The sequence below is a fragment of the Saccharopolyspora gregorii genome (genome assembly GCF_024734405.1).
Taxonomy (GTDB): domain Bacteria; phylum Actinomycetota; class Actinomycetes; order Mycobacteriales; family Pseudonocardiaceae; genus Saccharopolyspora_C; species Saccharopolyspora_C gregorii.
The window spans coordinates 6,329,973-6,344,421 of the sequence record NZ_CP059556.1; the positions used below are offsets into that span (position 1 = coordinate 6,329,973).

Sequence of the window (14,449 nt, forward strand, 5' to 3'; positions counted from 1 at the left end):
CGGTCCCGCGCGGGTGCGGACCGCAGCGGCGCGGTGCTCGTGGGCGGGATCACGATCAGTAGAGTGCTGAACCGTGTCTGCCCCCGAGAGAACGGACGCCGAGCTCCTCGCGGCGCACGTCAACGGCGATCGAGACGCGTTCGCCGCGCTCTTCCGCAAGCACCGGGACCGGTTGTGGGCGGTCGCGCTGCGGACGATGCGCGACCACGAGGAAGCTTCCGACGCGCTGCAGGACGCGATGATCTCCGCCTTCCGCAACGCCGGGTCGTTCCGGGCGGAATCGCAGGTCACGACCTGGCTGCACCGGATCGTGGTGAACGCCTGCCTGGACCGGATCCGCCGCCGCCAGGCGCGGCCCACAGTTCCGCTGCCCGAGACCGGACCGGCCGAGCCCGCCGTTCCGCGCGACGCGATCGAAGAGCAGGACACCCGGATGGCCGTGCAGGAAGCGCTGGCCGCCCTCCCCGAGGAGCAGCGCGCGCCGATCGTCCTCGTCGACGTCGAGGGCTACTCGGTGACCGACACGGCCGCCGCGCTCGGCATCGCCGAGGGCACCGTGAAGAGCCGCTGCGCCCGTGGGCGGGTGAAGCTGGCGAAACTTCTGGGGCACCTGCGGAACCCGAGTGCGGATGCGAACGTCCCAGATGACGCCAACGCCAAGCGTCGACGGGAGGGACGATGAGCGGCGAACAACGGCGCCCCGACACGCCGCAAGGCCCACCGTGGTCGCTGGATCTGGTGGCGGACCTGCACGCGGGTGCGCTGGACCCGGAGACGGCCGAACGGCTCCTGCCGCGCATCCAGGAGGATCCGGAGGCGAGCGCGCTGCTCGCCGCGCTGGACGCGACGAGCTCGGAGCTCCGGGGCCTCGACGACCTCAAGGAGCCGTCGCCGGAGGTGCCCGCGCCCGCGATGCCCGCGGACGTCGCGGCCCGGCTCGACGACGTGCTGCGCGCCGAACTCGACGCCTGGCCGGGCACGGCGCAGCCCGTCGGCTCTTCCCCAGCCGCCGGCTCTTCCCCAGCCGCCGGCTCCGCACCGGTCGGGGAGGGCGAACCCGCCCCGGTGCTGGACCTCGCCGCCGCCCGCGCCCGCAGGCGCAAGAGGGTCGGCTGGACGACGGGCCTGCTCGCGGCGGCCGCCGCCGTCACCGGGATCGTGGTGCTGGGCACCGCCGTCCCTGGCGGCGACAGCACCCCGCAGGCCGGTCGGCCGGAGAGCGCCCGGCCCGCGGACGGCCCGCCACCGCTGGCGCTGCGCGGCGGCGACACGCTGCCCGCGAACCACCTCGGCGAGGCCCTCTCCGCCGAGCAGTACGGGGAGCTCACCGACCCGGCGCGATTGCTCGGCTGCCTGCAGGCCAACGGCGTCACCAGCGGAAACCCGCTCGGTGCCCGGGAGGTCACGATCGACGGCCGGCCGGCGAGGGCGCTGGTGCTGCAAGGCGGCGGCATCGGGAGGTTCCGGATCCTCATCGTCGGCCAGGACTGCGGGCCGAACCGCCCGGCCACGATCTCCGACAGCACCCTCGGCGGCTGACCGGGTCGCGCTCGTCACGGGGAGCGGTGCCGGGAACAGAGACGCCTAGGATCGCGTTGACCCGGATACGCTCGCGCGTGCTGCGCGGCGGGCGGCACGCGACAACGAAAGGGGCGCGGTGAGCGACGACGTCCGCAACCTCATCATCGTGGGCTCCGGCCCTGCCGGTTACACCGCCGCGGTGTACGCCGCGCGGGCCGAGCTGGAGCCACTGGTCTTCGAGGGCACGCAGTTCGGTGGCGCGCTGATGACGACCACCGAAGTGGAGAACTACCCGGGTTTCCGGGACGGCATCATGGGCCCCGAGCTCATGGAGCAGATGCGGGAACAGGCGAAGCGGTTCGGGGGTGAGCTGCGCGCCGAGGACGTCGAGCACATCGACCTCGCAGGCGAGGTGAAGAAGGTCGTCGCCAACGGCGTCGAGTACCGCGCCAAGGCGATCGTCCTGGCGATGGGCGCCGCCGCGCGCTACCTGGGCATCCCCGGCGAGGAGAAGCTCCTCGGCCGCGGCGTCTCCGCCTGCGCCACCTGCGACGGCTTCTTCTTCCGCGAGCAGCACATCGCCGTGATCGGCGGCGGCGACTCGGCAATGGAGGAGGCCACGTTCCTCACCAAGTTCGCCGACTCGGTGACGATCATCCACCGCCGCGACGAGTTCCGCGCCTCCAAGATCATGCTGGAGCGGGCCAAGGCCAACGAGAAGATCCGCTGGCGCACGAACGCCGCGGTCACCGAGGTGCTCGGCGACACCGCCGTCACCGGCCTGAAGCTGCGCGACACCAGCACCGGCGAGGAATCGCAGCTGGACGTGACCGGGATGTTCGTCGCCATCGGCCACGACCCGCGCAGCGAACTCGTGCGCGACCAGGTCGAGGTCGACGACGAGGGCTACGTCGCCGTGCAGCAGCCGACCACCCGGACCGGCATCCCCGGCGTCTTCGCCGCGGGTGACCTCGTCGACCACACCTACCGGCAGGCCATCACCGCCGCGGGCTCCGGCTGCTCGGCCGCGATGGACGCGGAGCGGTGGCTCGCCGAGAACGAGATGAGCGAGGCCGCGCACGTCGCGCCCGAGCACGAGGGCGGCGGTTACGCGCCGGCCGCCGAGACCGCGGCAGCGCGCTGAGCGCGGAACCGACACCTGAATTCCACCCGAGGGAGATGAACATGGCCGCGAACAACACCGTGACCGTCGACGCCGACTCGTTCAAGACCGACGTGCTGGGCAGCGACAAGCCCGTCCTCGTCGACTTCTGGGCGACCTGGTGCGGCCCGTGCAAGATGGTCGCCCCGGTGCTCGAGGAGATCGCCGGCGAGCACCAGGACAAGATCACCGTCGCGAAGCTGGACATCGACAAGAACCCGTCGATCGCCCGCGACTACCAGGTCATGAGCGTGCCCACCCTGCTGCTGTTCTCCAACGGGGAACCGGTCAAGCAGATCGTCGGCGCCAAGCCGAAGGCCGCGCTGCTGTCCGACCTGGAGGACTACCTGTGACGCGTCGCTGACCCGTCGCACCGACCGGAACCCCGCCCACCCCGCCACCGCGCGGAGGTGCGCGGGGTTCCGTCGTTCCCGCCGGTACGCGCGAGGTCACGCCGTGCGCAGCGCGCTGCGAGCGGCCCGCAGCGCCGCGGCATTGCAGGCAAGGCACAATGAGCCGGTGGGTTCGCATCCGAACCCTTCCACCCAAAAGTGGACATTCGGGGGAGTACGACCGTCCTACGCGCCGGGATCCGTCCGGCGCCTGAATCGAGCGAGGAGTGCATGCAGCTGCTCCACCGCGGTGACGTCGGTCCGGCCGTTGCCGAGATCAGGAACACCCTTGCTGCGCTGGGTCTCCTACCGGCCCCCCCAAACGGAACCGCGTCCGGTCCCGCGCACTTCGACGCAGCGGTGGAACACGCGGTGCGCGTTTTCCAGCAACGACGCGGGCTGATCACCGACGGGGTCGTCGGTCCTGCCACCTACCGCGCGCTGATCGACGCGCGCTGGCGGCTCGGTGACCGATCGCTGGCCTACCTGGTGTCCAAACCGGTCAGCGGGGACGACGTGTTCGCCCTGCAGGAGCGGCTGCTCGAACTCGGCTTCGACGCGGGCAGGCCCGACGGCATCTTCGGCTGGCAGACCGAGCACGCGCTGCGCAGCTTCCAGCGCGACTACGGGCTCAACGCCGACGGCATCTGCGGGCCGGGCACGCTGCGCGCGCTCAAGCAACTCGCCCCCAAGGTCCGCGGCGGCAGGCCGGTCTACCTGCGGGAACAGGAGAAGGTGCGCCGCGCCGGGCCGCTGCTGCGCGGCAAGCGCATCGTGCTCGACCCCGGGCACGGCGGCACCGACCGCGGCGTCGCCGTCGGCGGTGTCAACGAAGCCGACATCGCCTGGGACCTGGCGCGCAGGCTCGAAGGCCGCATGGTCGCCACCGGGATGGAAGCGCTGATCACCCGCGGGCCGCACTCCTGCCCGCCGGAAGCCGACCGCGCCGGGTTCGCCAACGAGGCGGGCGCCGACCTGTTCCTGTCGCTGCACATGGACGCCAACGCGGCACCGGCCGCGCAGGGCGTCGCCAGCTTCCACTTCGGCACCGGGAACGGCACCACCTCCACGGTGGGGGAGGCGCTGGCCGGTTTCCTGCAGCGCGAGATCGTAGCCCGCACCGGCATGCTCGACTGCCGCATCCACCCGAAGACGTGGGAAGTCCTGCGCCTCACCCGGATGCCCGCGGTGCGCACCGAGATCGGGTACCTGACCAACCCGGAGGACCGGCGGCGGCTGCTCGACCCGGCGTTCCGCGACATCATCGCCGAGGGCCTGCTGGTCGCCGTGAAGCGGCTCTACCTGCTCGGCAAGGACGACCAGCCGACGGGCACCTTCACCTTCGACGACCTGCTTCGGCACGAGCTCACCCGCGCCGAAGGCGCCTGAGCACCGCCCGCAGCGCGGAGCCGGTCGCCGCACCGGGCTCGACGGCTCACCCGAGGGCCGGCTCCGCCGTTTTCACCGACACCGTGCTGAGCAGCCGTTCGAGCGCTGCTTCGACGTCTTCCTTCCAGGAGATCGCGGTGCGCAGCTCCAACCGCAGCCGCGGCCACTTCGGGTGCTGCCGGACCGTCTTGAACCCGACCTGCTGCAAGAACCCGGCGGGCACCACGCAGCTGTCGGTCTCCTCGTGCAGGTCCCCGAACGCCTCGATCGCGCGCACGCCGCGCTTCGTCAGGTCCTTCGCCACGTTCTGCAGCAGCACCCGGCCCAGGCCGCCGTGCTCGAAGTCCGGCATCACCCGCAGCGCCGTCAGCAGCACCGCGTCCGCGCTGACCGGCCCGGACGGGAACGCCGCGGCCCGCGGCACCGCGGCAGGCGGGGCGTAGAGGGCGTAACCGGCGGGGACCTCGTCGACGTAGAGCACCCGGCCGCAGGACCCCCAGTCCAGCAGCACGTTGGAGACCCAGGCCTCCTTCTCGAGACCGGTTTCGCCGAACTCCTCGGCCTGCTCCCGGATGTGCGGCGCGAGTTCCCAGAACACGCAGCGACGGCACTTCGGTGGCAAGTGGTCGAGGTTGTCCAGCGTGACGCCTACGACGCGTCGCGACACCCTGACCTCCCCTGCAATCCGCCAGAACCCACGCACGGCAGGTGGGGTGCCGCAAGGATAAGCCGACCCCACCGAGCGCCGGAAGCATCTCGTCCTTCCCAGTGTCCCTCGGAATGGTGAGATGGGTTACCGTCAAGCCGGTTTGTGCGAGGCGCCCGTTACACGAGCCACCGCCGGACGCGATAGCACAGATAGACTCGCGCGACCGTCACCTAGCGGTAACAGGAGACGATCACTACAGCGCACACCCGATCCACCGGAGCGCGGAATGTCCGATCACGGCAGCAACCCGACCGATCAGCAGCAGCCCGGCCCCCAGCAGGAGGCAGCGGTCCAGCAGGCAGGAGCGGCGCGCAACCTCGACGCGCACCGCGACCGCTACGCCCAGCGGACCGCAGGCATGACCGCATCGGAGATCCGGGCACTGTTCGCCGTGGCCAGCCGGCCCGAGGTCGTCTCGCTCGCCGGCGGAATGCCGAACCTCGCCGCGCTGCCGCTGGACTCGCTCGCCACCGAGGTCGCCCGGCTCATCGCCGATGACGGCCAAGCCGCGCTGCAGTACGGCTCCGCGCACGGCGTGCCGGAGCTGCGCGAGCAGATCTGCGAGATCATGGCCGCCGAGGGGATCACCGGTCACCCGGACGACGTGATGGTCACCGTCGGTTCCCAGATGGCGCTGGACATGGTGACCAGGCTGTTCTGCGACCCGGGCGACGTGGTCCTCGCCGAAGGACCGTCCTACGTCGGTGCGCTCGGCTCCTTCGCCGCCTACCAGGCCAAGGTCGTGCACGTCGCGATGGACGACGACGGCCTCCAGCCCGAGGCGCTGCGGCACGCGATCGCCGAGGTCACCGCGCGCGGCGAACGCATCAAGTTCCTCTACACCATCCCGAACTTCCACAACCCCGGCGGCGTCACGCTCGCCGTGGAGCGCCGCGCCGAGATCCTCGAGATCTGCCGCAAGCACGACATCCTGGTGCTCGAGGACAACCCGTACGGCCTGCTCGGCTTCGACGGGCAGACCTACCCGGCGCTGCGCAGCCTCGACCCGGAGAACGTGGTCTACCTCGGCTCGTTCTCCAAGACCTTCGCGTCCGGGCTCCGCGTCGGCTGGGTGCTCGCCCCGCACGCGGTGCGGGAGAAGCTGGTGCTCGCCGCCGAATCGGCGACGCTGTGCCCGCCCACGCTGAACCAGATGATCGTGTCCCGCTACCTCACCACGCACGACTGGAAGGGCCAGATCAAGACCTTCCGCGAGCAGTACCGGGAGCGCCGCGACGCGATGCTCGGCGCCCTGGAGCAGCACATGCCGGCCGGCTGCACTTGGACCAAGCCCGACGGCGGGTTCTACGTGTGGCTCACCGCCCCGGAAGGCGTGGACACCAAGGCGATGCTGCCGCGCGCCGTGACCCAGCGGGTCGCGTACGCCTCCGGCACCGGCTTCTACGCGGACTCGTTCGGAGCCCGGCAGATGCGGCTGTCCTACTGCTACCCGACGCCGGAACGCATCCGGGAAGGCGTCCGCAGGCTCGCGAACACGCTGACCGACGAGATGGAGCTGGTGCGGACCTTCGGCACCGTGCCGCAGCGCGCGGTGTCCGGGCCCGAAGCTCCCTCTCCCGACACGGCGTAACCTCGGGTCCTGCCGCACGATTCGATCGGTCCACTGCGCACCTGGTGCGCAGTGGACTCTTACTTTCAGGGGAGTTCGACCAGTGTCCGATCGTTGGGTCGCCGTGCTGTCCGGTGGGCTGTCGCACGAGCGCGAAGTGTCGTTGCGCTCCGGGAGGCGGTTGTCCACCGCGCTGCGCTCCGTCGGAATGACCGTGGGGGAGTGGGACGCGGACTCCCGCCTCCTCGCACGCGTCCAGGACGAACGGCCGGATGCCGTGGTCATCGCGCTGCACGGTGGTGAAGGGGAGAACGGCGCGGTGCAGTCCGTGCTGGACATGCTCGGCGTCCCGTACGTGGGCACCGACCCGCGCGCCTGCCGCCGCGCGTGGGACAAGCCGACCGCCAAGGCCGAGCTGGCGCGCGCGGGCCTCAGCACCCCGGACTGGGTGGTGCTGCCGCACGCCACGTTCCGCGAACTCGGGGCGCAGGCGGTGCTGGACGCGCTGGTCGCCAAGCTCGGCCTGCCGCTGATGCTGAAGCCGGACCAGGGCGGGTCGGCGCTCGGCGCCCGGGTCGTCCGGGACGCCTCGGAACTGCCCTCGGCGATGGTGGGTGCGCTGGCCTACGGCGACACCGTGCTCGTGGAGCAGTTCGTCGAAGGCGTCGAGGTGGCGATCAGCGTCGTCGACACCGCGGACGGGCCGGAGGCGTTGCCCGCGGTGCGGATCGAAGCAGCCGACGGCGTGTACGACTACACCGCGCGCTACACCGCGGGGCTCACCAGCTACGAGGCCCCGGCCGATCTGGCACCGGACGTCGCGACCCGGGCGGGGGAGCTGGCGGTCTCGGCGCACCGGCTGCTGGGGCTGCGCGACGTGTCCCGCACCGACGCGATCATCGATCAGCACGGGGTGCCGCACTTCCTCGAAGTGAACGTGTCGCCGGGACTGACCGAGACCTCGCTGTTCCCGATGGCGGTGGAAGCCGCCGACCGGTCCCTCGGCGAGGTGTTCGCCGGACTGGTGGAGAAGGCGATCGCTCGCGGCAACTGATCGCATGTTTCACGTGAAACAGCGAGCGGGTCGGGTTCGCTGATCCGACGCGCAGTTCCCCGCTCGAGCAGGAGCCGCCGATGTCACGACATCGGCGGCTCTTCTTCGTTCCGGGGTCGGCCTACGCGTTGACGGATCCGCGGAGCCGAAGTGATCGGCGTCGGGCCGGAGCGATGTCGGGCCTCCGGACCGCGGAGGAGGGGGAGCGGTCGTCAGTGGCGGCCGCTCCAGCAAACCGGATGAACAGGGCAAAACGGTGATCGTCACCGTGACGAAAGGCCCCGGTGTCATCCCTCCCGGATTTCGCGGAGTTTTTCGGCCTCACCCGGCAACAACAACTCGGCCAACCGCTCCAAGTCGTCGACCGAACCGAACTCCACGACGATCCGGCCCTTCCGCTTGCCCAGATCGACCTTGACCTTCGTGTCGAAGCGGTCGGACAGCTTCTCCGCGAGCCCCTGCAAACCGGGGGACTGCAGCTGCTTCCGCGGCGCCGCCTTCTGCTTCGCCGGCCCCTCGCTCTTCTTGAGCGTCACCGCCTCCTCGGTCGCCCGCACGGACAACCCCTCGGCGATGATCCGCGATGCCAGCTCCTCCTGGCCGCCCGCGTCGTCCAAGGCGAGCAGCGCCCGCGCGTGCCCCGCCGACAGCACCCCGGCCGCGACCCGGCGCTGCACCGGCATCGGCAGCCGGAGCAGGCGGATCGTGTTGGTGATGACCGGACGGCTGCGACCGATCCGCTCCGCCAGCTCGTCGTGCGTCACGTCGAACTCGTCCAGCAGCTGCTGGTACGCGGCCGCCTCTTCGAGCGGGTTCAGCTGCACCCGGTGGATGTTCTCCAGCAGGGCGTCCCGCAGCAGCGCGTCGTCCGCCGTCTCGCGGACGATCGCCGGGATGACCTCCAGACCGGCGCGCTGCGAGGCGCGCCAGCGGCGCTCGCCCATGATGAGCTCGTACTGGCCGGACTCGATCTCCCGCACCACGATCGGCTGCATCAGCCCGAACTCGCGGATCGAGTGCTCCAGCTCGGACAGCGCCTCTTCGTCGAAGACCTGCCGCGGCTGCCGCGGATTCGGCGTGATGGACGCGGTCACGACCTCCCGGTAGGTCGCGCCCGCCACCGTTCCGCCGCTCGTTTCACGTGAAACCGGCTCTGGCGCGCTCGCGCCGTCCCCCGGAGCGGGGGAGGGAGGTGGGGTGAAGCCGGCGCCGCGCACGGAGACTCCGGTCGAGCCGCCGCTCTCCGCGGGAGGACCGCTCGGGATCAGCGCCGCGAGGCCGCGCCCCAGACCACCCTTGCGTTCGGTCATGCCGTCTTCCTCTCCACACCCCGCTCGGCGATCTCCTTCGCCGCATCCAGGTAGCTCATCGAACCCCGCGAACCGGGATCGTAGTTCAGCACCGTCTTGCCGAACCCGGGCGCTTCCGAGATCTTCACGCTGCGCGGGATGACCGTCCGCAGCGTGAGCTCCCCGAAGTGACCGCGCACCTCGTTGGTCACCTGGTCCGCCAGCTTGGTGCGGCCGTCGTACATCGTCAGCAGGATCGTGGACACCCACAGCGCCGGGTTCAGGTGCGCCTGCACCAGCTCGATGTTGCGCAGCAGCTGCCCGAGACCCTCCAGCGCGTAGTACTCGCACTGGATCGGGATCAGCACCTCGTGCGCGGCCACCATCGCGTTCACCGTGAGCAGGCCGAGCGAAGGCGGGCAGTCGATGAAGACGTAGTCGGGCGCGATCTGCTCGATCGCCTCGGACTTCAGCGCCTCCTTGAGCCGCCCTTCCCGGGCGACCATCGACACCAGCTCGATCTCCGAGCCGGCCAGGTCGAGGGTCGCCGGCACGCAGTACAGGTTCGGCGATTCGGTGCTCTGCGCCGCGGCGTCCGCGATGCTGATCTCGCCGAGCAGCACCTCGTACACCGAGGGGACACCGGAGCGGTGGTCCACGCCGAGCGCGGTGCTGGCGTTGCCCTGCGGGTCGAGGTCGATCACGAGCACCTTCAGCCCCTGCACCGCCAGCCCGGCGGCCAGGTTCACCGTGCTCGTCGTCTTGCCGACGCCGCCCTTCTGGTTGGCGACGGTGAGGATGCGCCGCCGATCCGGGCGGGGGAGCTGCATCGTCTCGGGGTGCAGCACCCGGGTCGCCCGCTGGGCCTCTTCCATGATCGGAGTCCAGCCCACGCCATCCGCCGGGAAGGCCTCATTCGCTTGCTGACCGCGTTCTTCCGCGCTGGAAGGGAAACGCATGGAACCCATCACGCGCCCCTTCGTTTCACGTGAAACACGATCCGCTCCGTTCGACTCCGTCACCGTCCACGATCCTTCCTCGCTCTGCGGCCGCCGTCACGACGCCGACCGGGCGCTTTCTGAGATACCCGCTCCACGACGACGACCGTCGTCGGCACATCGAGCACGTTGTCGCCGCACGACAACACTTCACCGGGGCTGCCACCCACCGCCTGGACGGCGGCCGCATCGCGTTCCAGCTCTTCCGCAGCGGTCGATCCCTTCAACGCCAGCAACCGCCCGCCGGGACGCAACAGGGGGAGGCACCAGGCCGAGAGCCGTTCCAACGGCGCCACGGCGCGCGCGGTGACCACGTCCTGATCGGCGAGCCGATCACGCACCGGGCCTTCCTCGGCACGCCCACGCACCACCTCGACGGAGAGATCCAGTTCCTCGATGACTTCCCGCAGCCAGGCCACTCGTCGAGCCATCGGCTCCAGCAGAACCAGCTCGACATCGGGGCGAGCGATCGCCAGCGGAATGCCCGGCAGCCCCGCCCCTGAGCCTACGTCCACGACACGGCAATTCGGTGGCAGCAACTCCGCGAGTACCGCAGAGTTCAACAGATGGCGGTCCCAAATACGGGGGAGTTCCCGCGGGCCGATCAATCCTCGCCGCACGCCTTGCTCGGCGAGCATCGTCGCGAACCGCTCCGCTCCCGGAAGACGATCGCCGAACACCGCTCGCGCGGCCTCCGGAACCGGGATCGGATCACCTTCTGCTGCGGTCACAGTCTTCCACCCTGCTGTCGTTGTTTCACGTGAAACGGGGCGCGTCCACCAAGTCGGTACGGAGTTGTTTCACGTGGAACGGGCTCGATGATCGGCGCACTGGTTTCACGTGAAACGCGGACTCGGCACAGGCGGCCCGCGCGACCCGCATCATCATCTCAGCCTGAAGTCGGTCTTGCTCCCGCGCCTGGTTTCACGTGAAACACGGCGGATCCGGCTGCCCGGTTCCGCGCGGGACGACGTGCGGACGCAAGAACGCCCGGCCGGGGAGATCCCGACCGGGCGTCTGCGTTCGACCCCGCGGCCACCGCGGGGGAGGGGAGGTCAGTTCGACTTGTAGACGACGACCTTCCGGTTCGGCTCTTCGCCTTCGCTCTCGCTGTGCACGCCGTCCACCGCCGCGACCGCGTCGTGGATGATCTTCCGCTCGAACGGGGTCATCGGACGGAGGCGGGTCTCCTCGCCGGAGGACAGCACCTCTTCCGCCGTGGTGCGACCGAGGTCGCTGAGCTCCTCGCGTCGACCCGCGCGCCACCCGGCCACGTCCAGCATGAGACGGCTGCGCACGCCGGTGTCCTGCTGCACGGCGAGCCGGGTCAGCTCCTGCAGCGCTTCCAGCACCTGGCCACGCGAGCCGACCAACTTCTCCAGATCGCCACCGCCGTCGATGCTCACCACCGCACGACCGGCCTCCACGTCGAGGTCGATGTCCCCGTCGTAGTCCAGCAGGTCGAGCAGCCGCTCCAGGTAGTCACCGGCCACGTCGCCCTCCTGGACGAGCAACGTCTCGGTATTGCTGCGCTCCTGGTCCGTGTTCGGCGTGGACTCCGCCGACTCCTCGACCTTGGTCGGCTCCTGCACGGTTTCAGACACTGGGCGTCTCCTCTCCAGGGGTACGCGACGTCGGTCAGCGGGACTCGCCCGGCCGGCTGTCGCGGGAACGGTCTTCGAACACCCCGGAGGCATCACCGGGTTGGTCTGCGTCGGCGGCCGGGCGCGCGGGGGAGGGGGCCTCGGTCGCGTCCTGGGTCGCGCTCTCGTCCGACTCCGCGGCGGCCGGCTTCGCCTCGATCGCCGCGGGCGCGGCGGCCTCGGTGCTCTCGGCGGTCGACGCGGCAGAGGCCGCAGGCTCGGCGGTCGACGCGGTGACGGTGCTGCCGTCGACGACGGCCGCCGCGGCCACCGCTTCCTCGCGGTCGATGCGGCTGTAGACGATGCGCTGCTGCCCCAGGGTCCAGAAGTTGTTGGCCAGCCAGTAGAGCAGGATCGCCAGCGGGAGGAACGGGCCGCCGATGATGGCGAACATCGGGAAGACCCACAGCACCATGCGGTTCATGATCTCGGTCTGCGGGTTCGCCGCCGCTTCCGGCGTCTGCCGCTGCACCGAGTGCCGGGAGGTGAAGTGCGTGGCGATGGCCGCGGCGACCATCAGCGGGACACCGACCACCAGCATCGACGGGCGGTCGGTCCCGAAGGTCGCGAGCACCTCGGGAGCCTGGCTGATCGTGTTCGACAGCTTCGCGCCGAACAGGTCGGCGGACACGAACGAGGCGACGTCCTCTGGGCCGAACACGAAGTTCGACGGCGCGCCGGGGCGGAACCCGTTGAGCACGTGGAACAGGCCGAAGAACACCGGCACCTGCACCAGCATCGGCAGGCAACCGGAGATCGGGTTGAAGCCCTGCTCCTGCTGGAGCTTCTGCATCTCCTGCGCGAGCTGCTGCTTGTCGTGCCCGTACTTCTCCTGGAGCGCGCGGACCTGCGGAGCGAACTCCTGCATCTTCTTCATCGAGCGCACCTGGTGCACGAACGGCTTGAACAGCAGCGCGCGCAGGGTGAAGACGAGGAAGACCACGGACAGCGCCCAGGCGTACCCGCTGGCCGGGTCCAGCACGAAGCCGAAGACCTCGTGCCAGAACCAGAGGATCGCCGAGACCGGGTAGTTGATGAAGTCGAGCACTAGTCCTCCGCGGGGGGTCGGGGCGCTTCGCCCGGCTCGGCCGCCGGCCCGCCGGCGCGGCCCCGCCGGGGTGGGACGTAGTCGAAGCCGCCGGGATGCCAGGGGCCGCACCGCAACAACCGCCGCACGGTGAGCCAGCTGCCGTAGAGCGCTCCGTGCACGGTCAGCGCTTCGACCGCATAGGCGCTGCAGCTGGGGTAGAACCGGCAGGTCGGCGGCAGCAACGGCGAGATGATCTTCCGGTAGACGTGCACCGGGCCGAGCAGCAGCCATGCGGCCGGGCTCGGACGAACCCGCTCACCGCTGTCCTGCGTGTCCGACATCCGGGGCCTCCAGCGCCATCTAGGGACCCGTCACCGGACCACCGCGCACCACGCGCAGCTTGCGCAGCGCCGCGTCGAGATCCGATCCGAGATCGCTGCTCGATGCGGTCGCGGCCGGGGGAAGTGCACGCACCACCACCAGTGTGCCAGCGGGCAACGCGTCGAGGCGGTCGCGCATCAGGTGCCGGAGCCGCCTGGTGACGCGGTGCCGCAGCACCGCGTTCCCGACGGCCTTGCTCACGACAAAACCCACGCGGGCCGGTTCGCCGGTGTCCCGAGTGGGTTCGATGTCCGAGTCCGACCGCGGTCCCGCCGCGGACGCCGGGTTCGGCTCGGCGCGCCCCGCGAGCTCGCTCGACGCGGGGTGCGCCGCCGTGGTCCCGTCGTGCCGGTCCCCGCCCTCGCGGTTCACCTGGTGGGCGCGTTCAACGGCGGCGCCGCGGACCTCGATCCGGGGCGCCGCGTTCGGCACCAGCAGGTGCACCACCAATCGGGCGCGCCCCGCACGGCGGCCACGACGGACCGCCAGGCGAAATTCCTGGCTGGAGGTCAGCCGGGCGGCCGCGGGCAGCACGAACCGATGATCAGGCGGTCAGCGAGGCACGGCCCCTGCGGCGACGCGCGGACACGATGGCGCGACCGGCGCGGGTGCGCATGCGCAGCCGGAACCCGTGCTTGCGGGCACGGCGACGGTTGTTCGGTTGGAAGGTGCGCTTGCCCTTGCTCACGGTGGATCTCCCGTTACTTCAGGCCCGTTGGAACAGGCACGTGCTCGGCCCGATGGCTCGGTCAAGATGTCCCCGCCCGCCGTAGCGGCCATCGTGTCGAGCTCACCCCCCGCTGGAACGAGGGGAGTCTGCACGCGGCGGCACCGGTGGTGCCTCGCGCGCTGCGCCGGGACCTCTGCCGAAATCCAAGCGCGGCGACATTCCCGCTCGTGCGGCGGGGGACTGCACGAGGCTACGCCACCTGCCCGGATGCCCGGGCACCGGGGGGTTCCGCAGCCGGCGGAGCGGTCCCGGGAGGGCGGGACCACCCGCCTTGTGAGGCGATCTCGACCTTGTTAGGTTGTCCCTCCTGCGATGCGCGCCCGGCGGCGTGGGAGCCGCCGTCCGCACTGAGCATCGACGCGGCACGCAGGGGCACCACCAGGATCGCAGGTACCGGCGGGGACCCAGGGGGCACGTCCGAGGTTCGCTGCCGTACCTTCATGCACAGCTGTGGATAACTCTGTGGACACCTCGTCCGGGCGTGCGCGGAGCCAGTTCATCACTCCGCGCCGGCGACGCCGCACTTGCCGAGGTGTGGGAGTCAACGGTGCGGGTCACGTGCCGGTGAGGGGAGCGCAGGG

The 14,449-nt window shown here is 70.8% G+C and carries 16 protein-coding genes; 7 read left to right on the plus strand and 9 right to left on the minus strand.

All coding sequences use genetic code 11. From position 1 onward, the window contains the following. Positions 1–73 precede the first annotated feature (73 nt). The 5 genes from sigM to H1226_RS27970 all read left to right on the plus strand — a co-directional run bounded on the left by sigM (position 74) and on the right by H1226_RS27970 (position 4,464). The gene (sigM, locus tag H1226_RS27950; protein WP_258344506.1) at positions 74–682 is read left to right on the plus strand and encodes an RNA polymerase sigma factor SigM; all 609 of its coding nucleotides are present in this window, start codon (positions 74–76) and stop codon (positions 680–682) included. After that, positions 679–1,539: a hypothetical protein gene (locus tag H1226_RS27955; RefSeq protein WP_258344509.1), complete on the plus strand. Its 861-nt coding sequence runs from the start codon at positions 679–681 to the stop codon at positions 1,537–1,539. Before sigM ends, H1226_RS27955 begins: the two co-directional genes overlap by 4 nt. 118 nt (positions 1,540–1,657) lie before the next feature. Then, positions 1,658–2,665 (plus strand): thioredoxin-disulfide reductase, encoded by a 1,008-nt coding sequence (gene trxB, locus H1226_RS27960; RefSeq protein WP_224967176.1) that lies wholly within the window; start codon positions 1,658–1,660, stop codon positions 2,663–2,665. 41 nt (positions 2,666–2,706) lie between these two features. After that, the gene (trxA, locus tag H1226_RS27965) at positions 2,707–3,036 is read left to right on the plus strand and encodes a thioredoxin (RefSeq protein ID WP_224957038.1); all 330 of its coding nucleotides are present in this window, start codon (positions 2,707–2,709) and stop codon (positions 3,034–3,036) included. A gap of 270 nt (positions 3,037–3,306) precedes the next feature. Continuing rightward, positions 3,307–4,464 carry an N-acetylmuramoyl-L-alanine amidase gene (locus H1226_RS27970; protein WP_224957037.1) on the plus strand — a complete coding sequence of 386 codons (1,158 nt, stop codon included), beginning with the start codon at positions 3,307–3,309 and terminating at the stop codon, positions 4,462–4,464. Positions 4,465–4,510: 46 nt separating this feature from the next. Here H1226_RS27970 and H1226_RS27975 read toward each other — a convergent pair whose 3' ends face one another. Beyond that, positions 4,511–5,131: a GNAT family N-acetyltransferase gene (locus H1226_RS27975; RefSeq protein WP_224957036.1), complete on the minus strand. Its 621-nt coding sequence runs from the start codon at positions 5,129–5,131 to the stop codon at positions 4,511–4,513. A 268-nt stretch (positions 5,132–5,399) separates the two neighbouring features. On the opposite strand from H1226_RS27975, the gene H1226_RS27980 reads away from it, so the two are divergent. Then, positions 5,400–6,764: an aminotransferase-like domain-containing protein gene (locus H1226_RS27980; RefSeq protein ID WP_258344521.1), complete on the plus strand. Its 1,365-nt coding sequence runs from the start codon at positions 5,400–5,402 to the stop codon at positions 6,762–6,764. A gap of 82 nt (positions 6,765–6,846) precedes the next feature. Further along, positions 6,847–7,797, plus strand: a complete 951-nt coding sequence (locus tag H1226_RS27985; RefSeq protein ID WP_224957033.1) for a D-alanine--D-alanine ligase family protein — start codon at positions 6,847–6,849, stop codon at positions 7,795–7,797. Between the two features lie 287 nt (positions 7,798–8,084). Here the strand turns inward: H1226_RS27985 and H1226_RS27990 are convergent, their stop codons facing one another. The 8 genes from H1226_RS27990 to rpmH all read right to left on the minus strand — a co-directional run bounded on the left by H1226_RS27990 (position 8,085) and on the right by rpmH (position 13,826). Then, positions 8,085–9,107 (minus strand): ParB/RepB/Spo0J family partition protein, encoded by a 1,023-nt coding sequence (locus H1226_RS27990; protein ID WP_224957032.1) that lies wholly within the window; start codon positions 9,105–9,107, stop codon positions 8,085–8,087. Next, on the minus strand, positions 9,104–9,961 hold the full coding sequence (locus tag H1226_RS27995; RefSeq protein ID WP_224957031.1) for a ParA family protein: 858 nt from the start codon (positions 9,959–9,961) through the stop codon (positions 9,104–9,106). Before H1226_RS27995 ends, H1226_RS27990 begins: the two co-directional genes overlap by 4 nt. A gap of 143 nt (positions 9,962–10,104) precedes the next feature. Then, on the minus strand, positions 10,105–10,815 hold the full coding sequence (rsmG, locus tag H1226_RS28000; RefSeq protein ID WP_224957030.1) for a 16S rRNA (guanine(527)-N(7))-methyltransferase RsmG: 711 nt from the start codon (positions 10,813–10,815) through the stop codon (positions 10,105–10,107). A 324-nt stretch (positions 10,816–11,139) separates the two neighbouring features. Further along, on the minus strand, positions 11,140–11,688 hold the full coding sequence (locus H1226_RS28005) for a Jag family protein (protein WP_258344536.1): 549 nt from the start codon (positions 11,686–11,688) through the stop codon (positions 11,140–11,142). Positions 11,689–11,722: 34 nt separating this feature from the next. Beyond that, entirely contained in the window at positions 11,723–12,775 is a 1,053-nt protein-coding gene (gene yidC / locus H1226_RS28010; RefSeq protein WP_258344564.1) for a membrane protein insertase YidC, read from the minus strand. After that, on the minus strand, positions 12,775–13,098 hold the full coding sequence (gene yidD / locus H1226_RS28015; protein ID WP_258344581.1) for a membrane protein insertion efficiency factor YidD: 324 nt from the start codon (positions 13,096–13,098) through the stop codon (positions 12,775–12,777). Before yidD ends, yidC begins: the two co-directional genes overlap by 1 nt. Positions 13,099–13,117: 19 nt before the next feature. Continuing rightward, positions 13,118–13,672 (minus strand): ribonuclease P protein component, encoded by a 555-nt coding sequence (gene rnpA / locus H1226_RS28020; protein WP_258344583.1) that lies wholly within the window; start codon positions 13,670–13,672, stop codon positions 13,118–13,120. Between the two features lie 10 nt (positions 13,673–13,682). Further along, a complete protein-coding gene (gene rpmH / locus H1226_RS28025; RefSeq protein ID WP_224957024.1) occupies positions 13,683–13,826 on the minus strand; it encodes a 50S ribosomal protein L34 in 144 nt (47 codons plus the stop codon). Between the last annotated feature and the right edge of the window lie 623 nt (positions 13,827–14,449).

What these genes read in the sequence shown, in the direction of transcription:
- H1226_RS27990 (WP_224957032.1), bottom strand. Translation starts at nt 9,107, where the DNA reads ATGACCGAACGCAAGGGTGGTCTGGGGCGCGGCCTCGCGGCGCTGATC.
- trxA (WP_224957038.1), top strand. Translation starts at nt 2,707, where the DNA reads ATGGCCGCGAACAACACCGTGACCGTCGACGCCGACTCGTTCAAGACC.
- H1226_RS27980 (WP_258344521.1), top strand. Translation starts at nt 5,400, where the DNA reads ATGTCCGATCACGGCAGCAACCCGACCGATCAGCAGCAGCCCGGCCCC.
- yidD (WP_258344581.1), bottom strand. Translation starts at nt 13,098, where the DNA reads ATGTCGGACACGCAGGACAGCGGTGAGCGGGTTCGTCCGAGCCCGGCC.
- H1226_RS27955 (WP_258344509.1), top strand. Translation starts at nt 679, where the DNA reads ATGAGCGGCGAACAACGGCGCCCCGACACGCCGCAAGGCCCACCGTGG.
- H1226_RS27995 (WP_224957031.1), bottom strand. Translation starts at nt 9,961, where the DNA reads ATGGAAGAGGCCCAGCGGGCGACCCGGGTGCTGCACCCCGAGACGATG.
- H1226_RS27970 (WP_224957037.1), top strand. Translation starts at nt 3,307, where the DNA reads ATGCAGCTGCTCCACCGCGGTGACGTCGGTCCGGCCGTTGCCGAGATC.